Raw genomic sequence first — 16,976 nt, forward strand, 5'->3', positions numbered from 1 at the left:
CACGCTCCTAGCAGCGTAGATCGCGGCGCCGAAAAGCCGTGGCACCCAGAACTATCAACCCTACGTCGATGACCAGTAGCCATAGCAAGGGTACGGCGGTGAAATCAGCGCCAATTCTCGGGACATGTGCGAACGGCTCCAGGTCGAGCAACCACTGCGAGAACCCGGCCAACGACCCGATCAGGTACAGCGCGATGAAACCGATCAGCACACCCCAGGTCGCCGGTGTGAACCGCGGCGCGACGCCGAACACACACACCGTCACGGCGGACAACAGCCAGACGGCCGGCAGCTGGACCGCCGCGCTGCCGACGACGGTGGCGAGCTTGCCGCCGACATCGCCGGCCGCGATGCCGTAGGCGACTCCGGCGGTCACCCCGCTGGCCAGCATCGCCACCGCGGACCCAGCCAGCGCGGTCACCAAATGGCTTGCCAGCCAGCGCGTTCGCGACACCGCACCGGCCAACACCGTTTCGGCGCGCTGGCTGGATTCTTCCTGGTGCAACCGCAAGGTGAGTGAAACGGCGAACGCGGCGGCCACCATGCCCATCATGGCGAACGCCACGGCGATGAAGGCCTGCTCGAGGGCGCTGGTGCCGCCCATCCGAGCGACGATGTCGCGGGCCGCGCCGCTGGCACCCAGCTCGTCACCGATGCCGTGCGCCACGCTGCCGACCAGCAGCCCGTACAGGCACAGCCCGACGGTCCACAGCAGCAGCGCGGCGCGGTCGAGCCGCCACGTCAGCCCGAAGGCGTTGCCCAGTGCCGGCGCGGCGGTCGCGGGGCCGGGGCGTTCCGCGATGAGCCCGGCGCCGACATCGCGGCCGGCGAGTAGGCGATACGCCAGGAGAGTTAGCGCGGCCGTTGTCACCAGGTGCAGGAGCAGCACCGACCAGCGATCACCCGCATACGGTTTGACCAGCAGCGACCACCCCAGCGGAGACAGCCACGACAGTGTGCCCGAACCGGCGTCGCCGACGGCGCGCAGCGTAAAGGCGGTTGCCAGTACGGCGAATGCGGCGCCGCGGGCGAACCGGGCGCTGGGCGACAACTGCGCGGTCACCGCGGCGACGGCGGTGAACACCAGGCCGGAGCAGGTCAGCGCCGCCCCGAACGCCAGCGACCCGGCAGCCGGGACGTCGGTGCTCAGCAGTCCCGCCGCGCCGATCGCGCCGGTGCCGATCGAGGCGCCGAACGACAGCAACAGTGCCGCGCTCAGGCTGGCATAGCGGCCGATCGCGGTCGAGTCCACCAACTCGGTCCGCCCGTTCTCCTCATCGGCGCGGGTGTGCCGGATCACGGTCAGGATGACGGCCACCGCGATCAGCACGTGGAACATCCCGGCTTTCCAAATCCCCACGGCGCCAAGGCTGTCGTTGTAGACCTGGCCGTACAGAGCGCGCTGGGCCGGGCTGGCCATGATGGAGGTGGCGAACCCCGCGCGCCCGGCCGCGGTGGGATAGATCTTTTCGATGCTGCCGACGTACACCGTGGCCAACGGTACCGACAGCAGAAACACCCACAGCGGCAACGAGACTCGGTCGCGGCGCAGATAGAGCCGCAGCATCGCGAGCGTTCCGGAGAAATTCGAACTCCGACGCGGTGCGGGCGATGCCGATGCGTACGGCCGCTCCAGCGTTGTCGCGCTCATGACAACGACACCTTTTCCGCATCGCGCCCATGCCGGCCGTCGCCGCCGGGCTTGTCTCCGGACGTGTCGTAGTGGCGCAAGAAGAGCTCTTCGAGAGTCGGCGGCTGGCTGACGAGACTGCTCACGCCGGCGTCGCCGAGCACGCGGATGAGCTCACCCAGGCTTTCGCTATCGACCTGGGCGCGCAGCGTATGGCCCTCGACACTGACGTCCTCGACACCCTTGATTCTCCTGAGGTCACCTGGGTCGCCGGTCATTTCGGCCCTAATGGAAGTGCGGCTCAGATGCCGCATGGAGTTCAGCGAGCCACTCTCGATGGTCTTGCCGGCCCGGATGATCGTCACCCGCTCGCACAACGCTTCCGTCTCGGCGAGGATGTGGCTGGACAGCAACACCGTCGTGCCCCGGTCGCGGGCCTGCGCCACGCACTGTTGAAACACGTTCTCCATCAGCGGGTCCAGGCCGCTGCTGGGCTCGTCCAAGAGCAGCAGTCTGGCGTGGGATGAGAACGCCGAGATCAGGGAGACCTTCTGGCGGTTGCCCTTCGAATAGGTGCGGGCCTTCTTGTGCGGGTCGAGGTCGAAGCGCTCGATCAGCTCGGCTCGGCGCCGTTTGTCGATCCCACCGCGCATGCGGGCCAGTAGATCGATGGTCTCACCGCCGGTCAGCGACGGCCACAACGTGACATCGCCCGGAACATAGGCGATTTGGCGATGCAGCGGGACGGATTGGGTCCAGGGATCGCCGCCCAGCAGACGCACGCTGCCGCTGTCGGCCTTCACCAGGCCCAACAGGATGCGGATGGTGGTCGACTTCCCGGCGCCATTGGGTCCGAGGAACCCGTGAACTTCACCTTCCTGCACGGTGAGGTCAAGTCCGTCCAGTGCCCGCACCGCGCCGAAGTCCTTGGTCAGTCCTCGGATTTCGATGGGCGCGGAGCCGCCGAGATTTTCAGTTGCCATGGGATTCTCCTTGATCGTCGGCAGCCAGGAATGCGTCGTACATCGTTCGGTCGGTGAGCAGACCCTCGGTATAGACCTCGAGAGCGGGCAATATCATGTCGCGCGAGTAGTCGCGCAGCACCGCACGGAGATCCGTTGGTGTTTCATGCATTTGGATGTAGAGAAGGAACCCGCCGCCGCCGGTGATCGCCAGATACTTGGCGCGAGCCTTGGGATCGGGGCTGGGCTTGATCGTTCCGGCGCGTACGCCCTCTTCCATGTATTCTTCGGCGTTGTCAATCATCCTGCGCCACAGCATGTTCGCCAGGTCGCCGCCGGTCTGCATGCTGCGCACCAGGTATGCCATCAGTGGCGCGTAGTCCTCGATCTCGGCCATCTGGGCGAACCAGGTGGCCGGGTCGTTGGATTGAAGCGCCTCGGACTTGGTGTTGCGGATCTGCTCGGCGATGTGCTCCTCGCAGGCCTTGCGCAGGCCCTCCTTGGAGCCGAAATGGTGGATCACCAGCGCCGCACTCACGCCCGCCGCCTCGGCGATCGCGCGAAGCCCGACGCCGAACCCGTGCTCGCCGAATTGCTCGATGGCCGCATCGCGGATCCGGGCCGCGGCCGTCAGGTCGGCTGAACGCATGTTCAGTACACTAAACGCACGTTCAGTTCGTCGTCAAGGAAGGCGCGCATCAAGAACGCGTAAATAGTGTGCTCGGCCGAATTAGTCGCGAACCGCGGCCAGAATGCCGTCGCCGAGGGGCACCAGCGCCGGGGTGAGCCGCTCATCCTCGGCGATCAGGCGGGCCGCCTCCCGCACCGCGACCACCTCGGCGTCGCGGGCGGCCGGGTCGCCGGCCCGCCCGCCCAGTGCGGCCCGGTGCACCACGATCACGCCGCCGGGGCGCAGCAACCGGACGCCCTCGACGACGTAGTCCGGCTGATCGATCGGGTCGGCGTCGATGAACACCAGGTCGTAGGACTCGTCGGCGAGCCGGGTGAGCACCTCTTGGGCGCGGCCGCCGATCAGCCGGCTGCGCGACGGGCCGATGCCGGCCTCGGTGAACGCCTGCTTGGCCAGCCGCAGGTATTCGGGCTCGATGTCGATGGTGGTCAAGACGCCGTCATCGCTCATGCCCGACAGCAACCACAGCCCGCTGACGCCCGCGCCGGTGCCCACCTCGGCGACGGCCTTGCCGCCGCTCAGCTTGGTCAGCAGGCTCAACAACGCGCCGACCGCCGGCGTCACCGCCCCCGCACCGATGTCCACGGCCCGCTCGCGGGCGGCCGCCAGCAGCGCATCCTCCGATATCGATCCCTCGGCATGGGCAAAGAGCGATTCGGCCCGACTGGGTGCTGCTTGGCCGGGGGCTTCTGCGTCGGTGCCGTCCATGCCCGCAGCGTATTCCAATTCATCGCGCAGTCCGACAGGCGCGCCTGAAACCGGGCCGCGGCGACACGCCCAACCGGCCCGGCGCGTTTAGGGTCATCGCGCGATGGATATTTCCTGTACAGCGCAGGTTACGAAACGGTTTCTCAGGCTCAGCTCAGACTGTTCATATACCGCACATACGCCCATACGCGACGGTGTCCGTATGGATCGCGGAACGCGTTGGGTGGGGAATACCGAACGGCAGGTGCCTGTTGCCGTCAATGACAAAGTGCCAGTGACTGGCACGCCCGATTCGGAGGAATTGATCATCACCACGCTTCTCAGCCCGTCCAGCATGTCTCACGCGCAAGAGCGCGTCGCCGACGAGTGGGTGGAGCCGTCGGACGCGCCGCAGGGCACCGCGGTTTTCGACGCGACCGGGGACAAGGCGGCGATGCCGTCGTGGGACGAGCTGGTGCGCCAGCACGCCGACCGGGTGTACCGGTTGGCTTACCGGCTTTCCGGCAATCAGCACGACGCCGAGGATCTCACGCAGGAGACGTTCATCCGGGTCTTCCGGTCCGTGCAGAACTATCAGCCGGGGACGTTCGAAGGGTGGCTGCACCGCATCACCACCAACCTCTTCCTGGACATGGTGCGCCGGCGCGCGCGCATCCGGATGGAGGCGCTGCCCGAGGACTACGAGCGGGTGCCCGCCGACGAGCCCAACCCCGAGCAGATCTACCACGATTCACGGCTCGGGCCCGATCTGCAGGCCGCGCTGGATTCGCTGCCACCGGAATTTCGTGCCGCCGTCGTCCTGTGCGACATCGAAGGTCTGTCCTATGAGGAGATCGGCGCGACCCTGGGCGTCAAGCTCGGCACCGTCCGCAGTCGCATCCACCGCGGGCGCCAGGCCTTGCGGGACTACCTGGCCGCCCACTCCGATCGGGATACGCTGCGCGCCCAATCGGCGTAGGCAGCGACCGCTCGGTCTCGGCGGCGGAGCGATCAGGTAGCCATTCAGCGGCTTTGCGCCCGCAGCTGCGGTATTGCGCACCGGCTCGCGCTACATTCGAGATGAGGTGGCAATAACAATGAGTGGCAAGGAGCTGGCGATGCCCGATCGTGGACATGTGTTCCGCCGCGCGTTCTCCTGGCTCCCCGCACAGTTCGCCTCCCAAAGTGATGCGCCCGTCGGCGCGTCCCGCCAGTTCGGTTCCACCGAGCACCTGTCCGTCGAAGCCGTCGCCGCGTTCGTGGATGGCGAGCTGCGGATGAACGCGCACCTACGGGCCGCGCATCACCTCTCGATGTGCCCGCAGTGCGCGGCCGAGGTCGACGATCAGGGTCGGACGCGCGCCGCGCTGCGCGACTCCCATCCCATCCGCATCCCCACCACGCTGCTCGGAATGCTGGCTGACATCCCCTACGACTCGCCCGACGACCCGACCGCACAGGCATCCGACCGTTTCGCCGACCGCGACGCCCGTGAACGGCGCAAGCGTCGATAGCGATCGATCCGCGCCCTCCGGTGCGCACCCGCCCCATACGCTCGTTCATGTCGACCAACGGCGCGCCGTGGATACTAGGGTGGACACGGACAACGCCGGTGCCGCGTATATCGCCCGGTAAAGGCCCGCCTTGAGCGCTCAAGTAGAGGATCCAAAAGGGATAACGTGACCTCCGACCAAGGCTTCGACCGAAGCAATGACAGCGGCAACCGCTTAGCGCCGCGCCCCGTCTCGCGTCCGCCGGTCGACCCCGCATCGCGTCGGGAGTTCGGTCGTCCCGACGGCCTGCGCGGGTCGTTCGTCGCCGAGCGCATCCGTCCGCAGAAGTACCGGGACCAGGCCGAGTTCAGGCCGAACGATCGGCCGGCCGACCCCGTCCTCCAGGAGGCGTTCAGGCGGCCGGACGGCAGCCCCGATTCCCTGCAACGCCATCCCGTCGATGTGGGGGCGCTGGCCGCGGAGAAAGACGGTGCGGGGCGCGACGAGCTGGACGATCCCTGGCGTGATCCGGCGGCCGCGGCGGCCTTGGGAACACCGGCCGTTGCGCCGTCGACTTCGCGGTCCGCGCTGGGCTACGGCGGCAAACTGGGTGTGCGCGACGTGTTGTTCGGCGGACGGGTGTCCTACCTCGCGTTGGTCGTCTTGGCGCTGATCGCGTTGGTCATCGGCCTACTCGGCGGGGTGGTGGGCCGTAAGACGGCCGAGGTCGCCGAGGCGTTCACCACCTCCAAGGTGACGTTGTCGACCAACGGCAACGGGGAAGGTCCGGCCGGGCGTTTCGCCAAGGTGGCCTCCGCGACGGCCGGCGCCGTGGTGACCATCGAGTCCAAGAGCGACCAGGAGGGCATGCAGGGCTCCGGCGTCGTCATCGACGGGCGGGGCTACATCGTCACCAACAACCACGTGATCTCCGAGGCGGCGAACAACCCCAGCCAGTTCAAGACCACCGTGGTGTTCAACGACGGCAAGGAAGTGCCCGCCAACCTGGTGGGCCGCGACCCCAAGACGGACCTGGCCGTGGTCAAGGTCGACAACGTCGACAACCTGAGCGTGGCGCGCCTGGGTGATTCCGACAAGGTGCGGGTGGGTGACGAGGTCCTCGCCGCGGGTGCGCCGCTGGGGCTGCGCAGCACGGTGACGCACGGCATCATCAGCGCGCTGCACCGGCCCGTCCCGCTGTCCGGGGAGGGCTCGGACACCGACACCGTGATCGACGCGCTGCAGACCGACGCGTCGATCAACCACGGCAACTCCGGCGGCCCGCTGATCGACATGGATTCCCAGGTTATCGGCATCGACACCGCGGGTAAGTCGTTGTCCGACAGCGCAAGTGGCCTCGGCTTCGCGATTCCGATCAACGAGGCCAAAGAGGTCGCCCAGACCTTGATCCGGGACGGCAAGATCGTGCACCCGACGCTGGGGGTCAGCACCCGCTCGGTGAGCAACGCGATCGCTTCCGGAGCCCAGGTCGCCAATGTAAAGGCGGGAAGTCCCGCGCAGAAGGGCGGCATCCTGGAAAACGACGTCGTCGTCAAGGTCGGTAACCGCAAGGTCGCCGACTCCGACGAGTTCGTGGTCGCGGTGCGGCAGTTGACCATCGGCCAGGATTCCCCGATCGAGGTGGTCCGCGACGGCCGGCACGTCACCCTGACGGTGAAACCGGACCCGGATAGCGGCTAGATGTTCGCCAACGTCGGCTGGGGAGAGATGCTCGTGCTCGTCGTGGTCGGGTTGGTGGTGCTCGGCCCGGAGCGGCTCCCCGGCGCCATCCGGTGGTCGGCCACCGCGCTGCGCCAGGCGCGCGACTACCTGAGCGGTGTGACCAGCCAGTTGCGCGAGGATCTCGGGCCCGACTTCGACGACCTGCGCGGCCCGCTCAGCGAATTGCAGAAACTGCGGGGCATGACCCCCCGCGCCGCGCTGACCAAGCACCTGTTGGACGGCGACGATTCCTTCTTGACCGGAAACTTCGACAAACCGGTGAGCGGAACCTCGGCGCAGACGCCGCATCCCGCCCCTCCCGCAGCAGCGAACGGACAGGCGTTTGCGGCTGACCAGCAGACCGGCGGCCACACGCCGTTCGACACCGACGCGACCTGAACCGAATCGGCTGGCGCTCAGCGCCCTTTCGGATCGAGCCCCAGCGACACACCGGCGAGCCCGCGCTGGCGCGCGGACAAACTATTGGCCACCCCGCGCAACGCCTTGCCCGCCGGCGAATCGGGCGCGCTCAGCACCAGCGGGGTGCCGGAATCGCCGGCGGCCACCAGCGCGGGATCCAGCGGGATCTGACCCAGCAGCGGCACTTCGGCGCCGACCGCCCGGGACAACCGCTCGGCCACCTGCGCGCCGCCGCCCTCGCCGAACACGTTCAGCGTGGAGCCGTCCGGCAGCGTGAGCCCGGACATGTTCTCCACCACGCCGCCCAAGCGTTGGCGGGTCTGCAGCGCGATGCTGCCAGCCCGCTCGGCGACCTCGGCCGCGGCCAACTGCGGCGTCGTCACCACCAAAAGCTCCGCGTTCGGGACCAGCTGAGCCACTGAGATCGCGATGTCGCCGGTCCCCGGTGGCAGATCGAGCAGCAGGATGTCCAGATCGCCCCAATAGACGTCCGCCAGGAACTGCTGTAGCGCGCGGTGCAGCATCGGCCCGCGCCACACCACCGCTGCGTTGCCCTCGGTGAACTGAGCGATCGAGATGACCCGCACCTCGTGAGCGATGGGCGGCAGGATCATCGACTCGACCTGGGTGGGCCGGTCGGTGGTGCCCATCATCCGGGGGATGGAATGGCCGTGAATATCGGCATCCAGCACCCCGACGGACAGCCCGCGCGCGGCCATCGCCACCGCCAGGTTGACCGTGACGGTGGACTTGCCCACCCCGCCCTTCCCGGACGCGACCGCATAGACCCGTGTCAGTGAATTCGGTTGCGCGAACGGGATAACCGGGTCGCGGGCGTCACCGCGCAACTGCTTGCGCAACTCGGTGCGCTGCTCGTCGCTCATCACGTCCAAGGTGACCTTCACCGCGCCGGTACCCGGGACGTCGGAGACGGCCTGGCTGACCCGGTCGCTGATTTCGGTCTTCATCGGACAGCTGGCGATGGTCAGGTAGATCGTGACATGAACCGAGCCGTCGGGCTCGATGTCGACGCTCTTGACCATCCCGAGTTCGGTGATCGGACGCCGTAGTTCGGGGTCGATCACCTTCCCCAGTGCGGTGCGGATAGCCGCGCTCAGGTCGGCTGCTGTATCAGAAGAATCATGGCTGGACATCACCGCCGAGTGTAGGCCTGCCCGACACAGTGGTTTGGCGGCGACCCGCTGCGCCCGGCTTCGCCGCGCTTGCGATCGCCGCTGGGCCGGTCAGCGGGCCGGGCCGGGGGCGCCCTGGTGCGGTGCTGACTCGTTAGGCGGGCCGGCCGGCTTGGGTGACGCCCCGGCTTGCGGTGCCCCGGCGGGTAGGGGTGCCGGCGGCAGCACAGCCGGAGGCGGCGGCGCGAACGGCGGTGGCGGCGCGAACGGCGCCGGGGGCCCCGCGGGCGGCGAACTCTGGGTGCCGATGCAGATCACCGTGCACCCGGGACCTTGGGCCGGTGCCTGCTGAGGTGTGGGGGTCATCCACGGGAACATCGGCGGGGGGCTGACCAGTGCGGGGCCGCTCAAGTCGATCAGCGGTACGCGCGCCAGCGGGTCGTCCAGCGGTAGGCCGTTGATGTTCATCGGCAGGTTGGGCCCGAGGCCCTCGGGATGCTCGAGGTGCGCGTCGCCCAGTGGCGGCGGCGGTCCGGTCATCGGTGGCAGGTCGACCGGCACAACGCCCGTCGCGTATGCCGCCGCCCAGCCCAACACGTTCTGCGCATACGGCATCGAGTTGTTGTAGCGCAGAATCGCGCTCAACACCTGCGACTGATCACGCAGGTTCAGCCCACCGCTGCACAAGTACCGGGCAGCCGCGAGGGTGGAGTCGAACAGGTTCTGCGGATCCGCGCGGCCGTCGCCCTTGCCGTCGGAGGCGTAGCGCGCCCAGGTCCCCGGCAGGAACTGCATCGGTCCCATCGCGCGGGCGTAGGTGACGCGATTGCCGGCACTGCTCTGAATGATGACTTCGTTGCCGGGCAGGGTGCCGTCCAGGGACGGCCCGTAGATCGGGGTGATCGCGGTGCCGCGTGCGTCGACCGCACCGCCGCCCGCGTGACCCGATTCGATGCGCCCGATCCCGGCCAGCAGGTTCCAGCTGATGCCGCAGCCCGGCGCGGCGACGGCCATCTTCTGTTCCGCATTGCGGTAGGCGGCCAGTGCGATGCTCGGGATACCCAGTGCGCCACGCGCATTGACGATCATGGCCGGCGGTGGAGCGGATAACGCGGGCTCGGCGACGTGAAAGGCGGTGGGGCCGCGGTCGATTGCGACGACGGCGGGCCCGGAGAGGTCGGGGAAGGTGGGGGAGACCGCCGCCACCGGAGTGACGGCCGCATGGACCGACGGCATTCGCGTCGGAAGTTCAGGAGCCGCCCCACTGACGGCGCCCGCGAAGACCAGCGGAGTAATCATGGCGACGCCGAATATCGGCTTGCGCGTGTTCCGAAGTGCTCGCTGCCGCACATTCGCGGCGGCCGGGCTCGCACCCCGGCTTCCCCCTATGCGCACTCGACCGTCCTAGGTATGTGAGCTGGGTTAACTTTCTGTTTGCTCGGTGAACCAGATCACCATACATAACTCTTGTGACACGAGTGGCGCAATGGTCGAAGCGGTTCTCACCTGGATTTCTTAGCGGCGCGGTCGAGGTTGTCGCCCTGCTGCGCAGGGCCCGCATCCGGGGTCTCCGGCTGCCGATTGGTCAGCAGTTCGCGCAGGTCATCGAGCTCGTGGCGCAGGTATTCGCGCGTCGCCACCTCGCCGACGGCCAGCCGCAGCGCTGCCAATTCGCGGGCCAGGTATTCGGTGTCGGCCTTGGTCTGGGCGGCGCGACGGCGGTCCTCTTCGAGCGTGACGCGGTCGCGGTTCTCCTGACGGTTCTGCGCCAACAGGATCAGCGGCGCCGCGTAGGCGGCCTGTGTGGAGAAGGCCAGGTTCAACAGGATGAACGGGTAGGGATCCCAGCGCAGTTCCACCGCGAACATGTTCAGCGCAATCCACACCACCACCAGGATCGTCTGCAGCAGGAGATACCGACCGGTGCCGAAGAAACGCGCGATCGACTCGGTGAACTGCCCGACGGTCTCGGGATCCAGTCGCGGCGAGTACCTGCGCGATGTCCGCGGGGCGTACAGCCCTCGCGGAGCCGTGGATTTGCTCACACGGACCCTCCCAATCCTTCGAGCCGGCCGGCGGTGTCGAGTTCCTGCATGTCCACGCGCCAGTCGTGCGGCAGCAGGTGGTCGAGCAGGTCGTCGACGGTGACCGCACCCAGCAGGTGGTTTTCGTCATCGACCACAGGGCCGCACACCAGGTTGTACGCGGCGAGGTAGCGGGTCACCGCGACCAGTGGTGTCTCCGGCGTCAGGGTCAGCAGCTCGCTGTCCACGATCCCGCCGACCAGCTCGGCCGGCGCCTCGCGAAGCAGTCGCTGCAGGTGCACGCAGCCCAGGTAGCGACCGGTCGGCGTCGCCGTCGGCGGGCGCGCCACGAACACCATGGACGACAGTGCGGTGGAGAGGTCGGGATCGCGGACCCGGGCCAGCGCCTCGGCGACCGACGTGTCGGGAGTGAGCACCACCGGATCGGACGTCATCAGGCCGCCCGCCGTGTCCGGCGAATGCGTCAACAGCCGGCGCACCGGGGCGGAGTCGTCGGGGTCCATGCGGGTCAGCAGCATCTCGGCGTCGGTGGGGTTCAGCGCGCCGAGCAAGTCGGCGGCGTCGTCGGGGTCCATCTCCTCCAGCACGTCGGCCGATCGCTCGGTGCCCAGCTGCGACAGCACATCGGCCTGATCCAGTTCCGGCAGCTCCTGCAGGATGTCGGCCAGCCGGTCGTCGTTGAGCGCCCTGAGTACCTCGTAGCGGCGCTTGGGCGGCAGCGTGCGAATGGCGTCGGCCACGTCGACCGGCTTGCGGCCTTCGAACTGGCCCAGCAGTTGCGCCACCCCCTGCCCCGGCAGGGCCAGGGCCGACGGGGTCAGGCCCTGCACGCTCTGCCAGTCCACCACGTGTACGGGTCCGCGCCGTCCCAGCCGTCGGTGGGTGCGCACCGCGACCCGGCTCACCATCCAGTCGCGTGTTCGGATCTGTTCGATTCCCAAATCGGTGACCACGACGTCGAGGCCGGCCAGCTCCGGCAGTTCCGGGTCGTTGACCTTGACCTGGGTGTCCAGCACCTGGCCGATCGCCAGGACCTCGCCGGGTCGCTGCACGAAGCGGCGTAGGGACACGTTGCCGGTGCTCAGCGTCACGGCGTTGGGCTCGATGGAGGCGACCCGCAGGATCGGGATGAAGATGCTGCGCCGGGTCGCCAGGTCGACGACCAGGCCCAGGACGCGCGGTTGCTGGCGCACGATGCTGATGCTGATCACAACGTCGCGGACCCGACCGACGGATTCGCCGAGTGGACCCAACACCAACATTCGCGCGAGCCGCGCGATGTACACCCTGTTGACCGATCGCATGGAAGTAGAGCCTAGGCAGCCGACGCTCCGTTGGCAGATAACCCGGGCCGGCGTCGCGGGGGATGATGCGTGGCGACCCGGGCGGGGATGCCGTTAATGCGTGCGCAGCGCGAAGAGCACAATCACCAAAGTCACCACCAGAGTGGCGATTCCGATGACGATGCCCGCGACCGCCAGGCCGAAACCCTCCTGCCGGGTCCGCTTGATCTGATCCAGGGCGATCGCGCCCAGCACCATGGCCACTATCGAGCCGACGCAGCACAACAGGCCGGTGAACGACGCGATGAGCGAAGCGATCGCCAACGTGTTCGTCCCGGGCACTGCTGCCTGGGGGGCATAGCCCCCCTGGTAATCCGGCGGCGGGTAATAGCCGCCGGGATACCCGGGAGGCCCGTAGCCGGGGGGCGGGCCGCCGTACGGCGGCGGGACCGTCGGATAGGACGATCCGCCGTAACCGGGCTGCTGCTCGTACCCCGGTGGTGGGGGAACGGGCGGGGGGTACGAGGGCGGGTAACTCATTGGGTAGTCGGTGGGGTAGCCCGGGGGCGGATACGCCGGGGGCGCGGGCCCGGCGGCCGGCGGCGACGCGGGCGGTTCCCAGGGGGCCGGCTGATCCTGCTGCTCAGAGGCTTCGCTGCCGGCAGTGGGTGCCTCGGCCTTGTCGTCATGGGCACTCTCGCCGAAGTCGCCGCCGGGAGCTGTCATGGTGTCAACCTAACCCATGGACAGGTGGCGACTGCCGGTGTGAAACGTCCGCGCGCCGCGGAGGCCCGGCCCGGCGATCACCACTCGGTATGCCGTGTTTTCGCAGGTGGCGAAAGGTCGCTGGATAGGCTGGGGAGGACCTGAGATGAAACGATGGCCAAGGCGGAGGAGAATGAACGGCGATGACTAATCCTTTCCAGCCTGGACAGGTTCCCGGCGCGACACCAGGGGGTGCGACCGGCCGCGGGCGAGGGGCTCCCGGGCTACCGACGCCGCCGAAGGGCTGGCCGGTCGGGTCCTATCCCACCTATGCCGAGGCCCAGCGCGCCGTCGACTACCTGTCCGATCAGCAGTTCCCGGTCCAGCAGGTGACCATCGTCGGGGTCGACCTCATGCAGGTGGAAAGGGTCACCGGCCGGCTGACATGGCCCAAGGTGCTCGGTGGCGGCGTGCTGAGCGGGGCGTGGCTGGGGTTGTTCATCGGGCTGGTGCTCGGCTTCTTCAGCCCCAATCCGTGGGGGGCGCTGGCCACGGGCCTGGTCGCCGGTGTCTTCTTCGGCCTGATCACTTCGGCCGTTCCATACTCAATGGCCCGTGGCACAAGGGATTTCAGTTCGACGATGCAGTTGGTAGCTGGGCGCTACGACGTGCTCTGTGATCCGCAAAACGCGGAAAAGGCGCGGGACCTGTTGGCGCGCTTGGCGATCTGAGGCGCGCACGAGAGGTGTGAATCGGTGGTGAGTCGTCGTGGGCGCCTACGCCGGGCGGGCGCGATCGCGCTGGCGACGCTCACCATCGTCACGGCGACGTCGGCATGCGCCGCCGGGACCCGCGGCCTGGTGATCAGCTTCTACACCACGGCCGCCGACGGCGCGACGTTCACCGCGGTCGCCCAGGATTGCACGAATCAGTTCGGCGGCCGCTTCGCCATTCAACAGATCAGTCTGCCCAGAGCCCCCGGCGAGCAGCGTCTGCAGTTGGCCCGTCGGCTGACCGGTCACGACCGCACGTTGGACGTGATGTCGCTGGACGTGGTGTGGACGGCGGAGTTCGCCGAGGCGGGCTGGGCGTTGCCGCTGTCCGACGATCCCGCGGGGCGCGCCGAAGCCGACGCGACGGTCGATATCCTGCCGGGCCCGTTGTCGACGGCGCGCTGGGAAGGCAAGTTGTTCGCGGCGCCCGTCACGACGAATACCCAATTACTTTGGTATCGACCAGATTTGGTGCGTCAGCCGCCGCAGACCTGGGAAGGCATGGTGAGCGAGGCCAGCAGATTGCGCGCCGCGGGGCAGCCCAGCTGGATCGCCGTGCAGGCCAACGAGGGCGAAGGCCTGGTGGTCTGGTTCAACACGTTGCTGGCCAGCGGAGGCGGTCAGGTGCTCTCCGACGATGGCCACCACGTCACGTTGACCGACACGCCGGCACACCGGGAGGCCACCGTTAACGCGCTACGGATCCTCAAAACGGTGGCGACCGCGCCCGGGGCCGACCCGTCGATCACCCGCACCGACGAGGGCACCGCGCGGTTGGCCGTCGAACAGGGCAGGGCCGCGCTCGCGGTCAACTGGCCGTACGCGCTGGCGTCCCTGCTGGAGAACGCGGTCAAGGGTGGTGTGCCCTTCCTGCCGCTCAACCAGAATCCGCAGTTGTCCGGAAGCGTCAACGGCGTCGGGACATTCGTCCCCACTGACGAGCAATTCCGCATCGCCTATCGGGCCAGCCAGAGAGTTTTCGGCTTCGCGCCGTATCCCGGTGTGGCGCCGGGCCGTCCGGCCAAGGTGACCATCGGCGGGGCGAACCTGGCGGTGGCCAGCACCACCCGTCACCGTGCCGAGGCGTTCGAAGCCATCCGCTGCCTGCGCAGCCTGCAGCATCAGAAGTACGTGTCGATCGCGGGCGGCCTGCCCCCGGTCCGCACCTCGCTGTATTCCGACCCGCAGTTCCAGGCCAAGTATCCGATGTACACGATCATCCGCCGGCAACTCACCGATGCCGCGGTGCGACCGGCCACACCGGTCTATCAAGCGGTGGCCATCAGGCTGGCCGCGACGCTGAGCCCCATCACCAAGATCGACCCCGAGCGGACCGCCGACCAGCTCAGCACCGAGGTGCAGAAGGCGATCGACGGGAAGGGCTTGCTGCCGTGACGCGCGTCCCAAACCGGCTCTCCGAGCAGCGCTTGGCTTTGTTGCTCGTCGGGCCTGCGGCGATGCTGATGCTGACGGTGACGGCGTATCCGATCGGCTACGCGGTGTGGTTGAGCTTGCAGCGCAACAACCTTGCGGTCCCGGACGAGACCGCGTTCGTCGGCCTGAGCAATTACGTGACGATCCTGACCGATCGGTATTGGTGGACGGCGCTGACGGTGACGCTGGGCATCACGGTGGTCTCGGTGTCCCTCGAATTCGTCCTGGGTTTGGCGCTGGCGCTGGTGATGCACCGCACAGTCATCGGAAAAGGACTGGTGCGCACCGCGATCCTGATTCCTTATGGCATTGTCACCGTGGTCGCGTCGTACAGCTGGTACTACGCCTGGACCCCGGGAACGGGCTATCTGGCCAACCTGCTGCCGCATGGTAGCGCGCCGCTGACCGCGCAGATCCCGTCGCTGGCAATCGTCGTGGTCGCCGAGGTCTGGAAGACGACGCCGTTCATGTCGTTGCTGCTGCTGGCCGGGTTGGCAATGGTGCCAGACGATCTGCTGAAGGCCGCCCAAGTCGACGGCGCCGGCGCTTGGCGGCGGCTGACCGGAGTTACGTTGCCGATCATCAAGCCGGCGGTAGTGGTCGCACTGCTGTTCCGGACCCTGGACGCGTTCCGCATTTTCGACAACATCTACGTTTTGACCAACGGCGCCAACAACACCGACTCGGTGTCAATCCTGGGTTACAACAACCTGTTCAAGGGCTTCAACGTCGGGCTCGGCTCGGCGATCAGCGTGCTGATCTTCGCATGTGTGGGCCTCATCGCCCTGCTGTTCATCAAGGTCTTCGGCGCGGCGGCGCCCGGTGGTGACGTCGATGGCCGCTAGCGGGGAGGCCACGCGGCGCACCGCGATCTGGGCCGTCATCGACATCGTGGTCGTGGTGTATGCGCTGCTGCCGGTGTTGTGGATCGTCAGCCTCTCCCTGAAACCGACGTCAACGGTCAAGGACGGCAAGCTGATTCCGTCGTCGGTATCCTTGGACAACTATCGCGGCATTTTTCGCGGCGACTTCTTCAGTTCGGCGCTCATCAACTCCGTCGGGATCGGGTTGATCACCACCGCGATCGCGGTGGCGCTCGGTGCGATGGCGGGCTACGCGATCGCCCGCCTGGACTTTCCGGGCAAGCGGCCGCTGGTGGGCGCCACCCTGCTGGTCACCATGTTCCCGGCGATCTCGTTGGTCACACCGCTGTTCAATATCGAACGCTTCGTCGGCCTGTTCGACACCTGGCCGGGCTTGATTCTGCCCTACATCACGTTCGCGCTGCCGCTCGCGATCTACACGTTGTCGGCTTTTTTCCGCGAGATCCCCTGGGACTTGGAGAAGGCGGCAAAAATGGACGGCGCCACCCCGGCTCAGGCCTTCCGCAAGGTGATCGTCCCCCTGGCGGCGCCCGGCGTGGTGACCGCGGCGATCTTGGTGTTCATCTTCGCCTGGAACGATCTGCTGCTGGCGTTGACGCTGACCGCTACCATGGCCGCGGTCACCGCGCCGGTGGCGATCGTGAACTTCAGTGGCAGTTCACAGTTCGAGGAGCCGACCGGATCAATCGCGGCCGGCGCGGTGGTGATCACCGTTCCCATCATCGCGTTTGTTCTAATCTTCCAACGACGAATCGTCGCCGGGTTGACCTCTGGCGCTGTGAAGGGATGACGCGATGGCCGAGATTGTGCTGGACCATGTCAGCAAAAGCTACCCTGACGGCGCCGTGGCAGTGCGGGACCTGAACATCACCATCGCCGACGGCGAATTCCTGATCCTGGTCGGCCCGTCGGGCTGCGGTAAGACCACGACGCTGAACATGATTGCCGGGCTTGAAGGGATCTCCTCAGGTGAGTTGCGCATCGGCGGCGAACGGGTGAATGAGCGAGCGCCCAAAGACCGCGATATCGCGATGGTGTTCCAGTCCTACGCGCTGTACCCGCACATGACCGTGCGCCAAAACATCGCGTTTCCATTGACGCTGGCGAAGATGAA

Annotated in this window: 18 protein-coding genes; 9 read left to right on the forward strand and 9 right to left on the reverse strand. The window is 67.6% G+C overall.

What is annotated here, in order from left to right; genetic code table 11:
• Positions 1–7: 7 nt before the first annotated feature.
• The 4 genes from Q0W90_RS09400 to Q0W90_RS09415 all read right to left on the reverse strand — a co-directional run bounded on the left by Q0W90_RS09400 (position 8) and on the right by Q0W90_RS09415 (position 3,991).
• Positions 8–1,651 carry an ABC transporter permease gene (locus Q0W90_RS09400; protein ID WP_297774247.1) on the reverse strand — a complete coding sequence of 548 codons (1,644 nt, stop codon included), beginning with the start codon at positions 1,649–1,651 and terminating at the stop codon, positions 8–10.
• Positions 1,648–2,613, reverse strand: a complete 966-nt coding sequence (locus Q0W90_RS09405) for an ABC transporter ATP-binding protein (protein WP_297774249.1) — start codon at positions 2,611–2,613, stop codon at positions 1,648–1,650. The genes Q0W90_RS09400 and Q0W90_RS09405 overlap by 4 nt, the downstream gene beginning before the upstream one ends.
• Positions 2,603–3,241, reverse strand: coding sequence for a TetR family transcriptional regulator (locus Q0W90_RS09410; protein WP_297774251.1), 639 nt, complete (start codon positions 3,239–3,241; stop codon positions 2,603–2,605). Before Q0W90_RS09410 ends, Q0W90_RS09405 begins: the two co-directional genes overlap by 11 nt.
• Before the next feature lie 81 nt (positions 3,242–3,322).
• Positions 3,323–3,991: an O-methyltransferase gene (locus Q0W90_RS09415; protein ID WP_297592420.1), complete on the reverse strand. Its 669-nt coding sequence runs from the start codon at positions 3,989–3,991 to the stop codon at positions 3,323–3,325.
• A 202-nt stretch (positions 3,992–4,193) separates the two neighbouring features.
• Between Q0W90_RS09415 and sigE the strand changes: the two genes are divergently transcribed.
• From sigE to tatB, 4 genes are all read left to right on the forward strand, one after another.
• Positions 4,194–4,949 carry an RNA polymerase sigma factor SigE gene (sigE, locus tag Q0W90_RS09420; RefSeq protein WP_297774254.1) on the forward strand — a complete coding sequence of 252 codons (756 nt, stop codon included), beginning with the start codon at positions 4,194–4,196 and terminating at the stop codon, positions 4,947–4,949.
• 139 nt (positions 4,950–5,088) lie between these two features.
• Complete coding sequence (rseA, locus tag Q0W90_RS09425; protein ID WP_297592447.1) at positions 5,089–5,484, forward strand: anti-sigma E factor RseA; 396 nt, start codon at positions 5,089–5,091, stop codon at positions 5,482–5,484.
• Between the two features lie 165 nt (positions 5,485–5,649).
• Positions 5,650–7,164: a trypsin-like peptidase domain-containing protein gene (locus Q0W90_RS09430; protein ID WP_297698233.1), complete on the forward strand. Its 1,515-nt coding sequence runs from the start codon at positions 5,650–5,652 to the stop codon at positions 7,162–7,164.
• Positions 7,165–7,584, forward strand: a complete 420-nt coding sequence (gene tatB, locus Q0W90_RS09435; protein ID WP_297698235.1) for a Sec-independent protein translocase protein TatB — start codon at positions 7,165–7,167, stop codon at positions 7,582–7,584.
• 17 nt (positions 7,585–7,601) lie between these two features.
• Here tatB and Q0W90_RS09440 read toward each other — a convergent pair whose 3' ends face one another.
• The 5 genes from Q0W90_RS09440 to Q0W90_RS09460 form a co-directional block, all read right to left on the reverse strand.
• The gene (locus Q0W90_RS09440; RefSeq protein WP_297593050.1) at positions 7,602–8,759 is read right to left on the reverse strand and encodes an Mrp/NBP35 family ATP-binding protein; all 1,158 of its coding nucleotides are present in this window, start codon (positions 8,757–8,759) and stop codon (positions 7,602–7,604) included.
• A gap of 90 nt (positions 8,760–8,849) precedes the next feature.
• Positions 8,850–10,133, reverse strand: a complete 1,284-nt coding sequence (locus tag Q0W90_RS09445) for a lytic murein transglycosylase (protein ID WP_297593052.1) — start codon at positions 10,131–10,133, stop codon at positions 8,850–8,852.
• A gap of 107 nt (positions 10,134–10,240) precedes the next feature.
• Positions 10,241–10,783 (reverse strand): DUF1003 domain-containing protein, encoded by a 543-nt coding sequence (locus tag Q0W90_RS09450; protein ID WP_297593054.1) that lies wholly within the window; start codon positions 10,781–10,783, stop codon positions 10,241–10,243.
• Positions 10,780–12,087, reverse strand: coding sequence for a CBS domain-containing protein (locus Q0W90_RS09455; protein ID WP_297593056.1), 1,308 nt, complete (start codon positions 12,085–12,087; stop codon positions 10,780–10,782). Before Q0W90_RS09455 ends, Q0W90_RS09450 begins: the two co-directional genes overlap by 4 nt.
• 93 nt (positions 12,088–12,180) lie before the next feature.
• Positions 12,181–12,792, reverse strand: a complete 612-nt coding sequence (locus tag Q0W90_RS09460; RefSeq protein WP_297774258.1) for a DUF4190 domain-containing protein — start codon at positions 12,790–12,792, stop codon at positions 12,181–12,183.
• A 182-nt stretch (positions 12,793–12,974) separates the two neighbouring features.
• Between Q0W90_RS09460 and Q0W90_RS09465 the strand changes: the two genes are divergently transcribed.
• The 5 genes from Q0W90_RS09465 to Q0W90_RS09485 form a co-directional block, all read left to right on the forward strand.
• Entirely contained in the window at positions 12,975–13,502 is a 528-nt protein-coding gene (locus Q0W90_RS09465) for a general stress protein (protein ID WP_297593060.1), read from the forward strand.
• Positions 13,503–13,526: 24 nt separating this feature from the next.
• Positions 13,527–14,939, forward strand: coding sequence for an extracellular solute-binding protein (locus tag Q0W90_RS09470; protein WP_297774260.1), 1,413 nt, complete (start codon positions 13,527–13,529; stop codon positions 14,937–14,939).
• A 62-nt stretch (positions 14,940–15,001) separates the two neighbouring features.
• Positions 15,002–15,823, forward strand: coding sequence for a sugar ABC transporter permease (locus tag Q0W90_RS09475; RefSeq protein WP_297593145.1), 822 nt, complete (start codon positions 15,002–15,004; stop codon positions 15,821–15,823).
• Positions 15,813–16,652, forward strand: coding sequence for a carbohydrate ABC transporter permease (locus Q0W90_RS09480; protein WP_297774263.1), 840 nt, complete (start codon positions 15,813–15,815; stop codon positions 16,650–16,652). The genes Q0W90_RS09475 and Q0W90_RS09480 overlap by 11 nt, the downstream gene beginning before the upstream one ends.
• Before the next feature lie 4 nt (positions 16,653–16,656).
• Positions 16,657–16,976, forward strand: a 320-nt coding sequence (locus Q0W90_RS09485; RefSeq protein ID WP_297774265.1) for an ABC transporter ATP-binding protein, incomplete at its 3' end; no start/stop codon positions are given.

The organism is Mycobacterium sp. (genome assembly GCF_025933915.1).
Classification (GTDB): Bacteria; Actinomycetota; Actinomycetes; order Mycobacteriales; family Mycobacteriaceae; genus Mycobacterium.

What these genes read in the sequence shown, in the direction of transcription:
- tatB (WP_297698235.1), top strand. Translation starts at nt 7,165, where the DNA reads ATGTTCGCCAACGTCGGCTGGGGAGAGATGCTCGTGCTCGTCGTGGTC.
- Q0W90_RS09480 (WP_297774263.1), top strand. Translation starts at nt 15,813, where the DNA reads ATGGCCGCTAGCGGGGAGGCCACGCGGCGCACCGCGATCTGGGCCGTC.
- Q0W90_RS09400 (WP_297774247.1), bottom strand. Translation starts at nt 1,651, where the DNA reads ATGAGCGCGACAACGCTGGAGCGGCCGTACGCATCGGCATCGCCCGCA.
- Q0W90_RS09455 (WP_297593056.1), bottom strand. Translation starts at nt 12,087, where the DNA reads ATGCGATCGGTCAACAGGGTGTACATCGCGCGGCTCGCGCGAATGTTG.
- Q0W90_RS09415 (WP_297592420.1), bottom strand. Translation starts at nt 3,991, where the DNA reads ATGGACGGCACCGACGCAGAAGCCCCCGGCCAAGCAGCACCCAGTCGG.
- rseA (WP_297592447.1), top strand. Translation starts at nt 5,089, where the DNA reads ATGCCCGATCGTGGACATGTGTTCCGCCGCGCGTTCTCCTGGCTCCCC.
- Q0W90_RS09405 (WP_297774249.1), bottom strand. Translation starts at nt 2,613, where the DNA reads ATGGCAACTGAAAATCTCGGCGGCTCCGCGCCCATCGAAATCCGAGGA.
- Q0W90_RS09475 (WP_297593145.1), top strand. Translation starts at nt 15,002, where the DNA reads ATGCTGATGCTGACGGTGACGGCGTATCCGATCGGCTACGCGGTGTGG.
- Q0W90_RS09460 (WP_297774258.1), bottom strand. Translation starts at nt 12,792, where the DNA reads ATGACAGCTCCCGGCGGCGACTTCGGCGAGAGTGCCCATGACGACAAG.
- Q0W90_RS09410 (WP_297774251.1), bottom strand. Translation starts at nt 3,241, where the DNA reads ATGCGTTCAGCCGACCTGACGGCCGCGGCCCGGATCCGCGATGCGGCC.
- Q0W90_RS09465 (WP_297593060.1), top strand. Translation starts at nt 12,975, where the DNA reads ATGACTAATCCTTTCCAGCCTGGACAGGTTCCCGGCGCGACACCAGGG.
- sigE (WP_297774254.1), top strand. Translation starts at nt 4,194, where the DNA reads ATGGATCGCGGAACGCGTTGGGTGGGGAATACCGAACGGCAGGTGCCT.
- Q0W90_RS09440 (WP_297593050.1), bottom strand. Translation starts at nt 8,759, where the DNA reads ATGTCCAGCCATGATTCTTCTGATACAGCAGCCGACCTGAGCGCGGCT.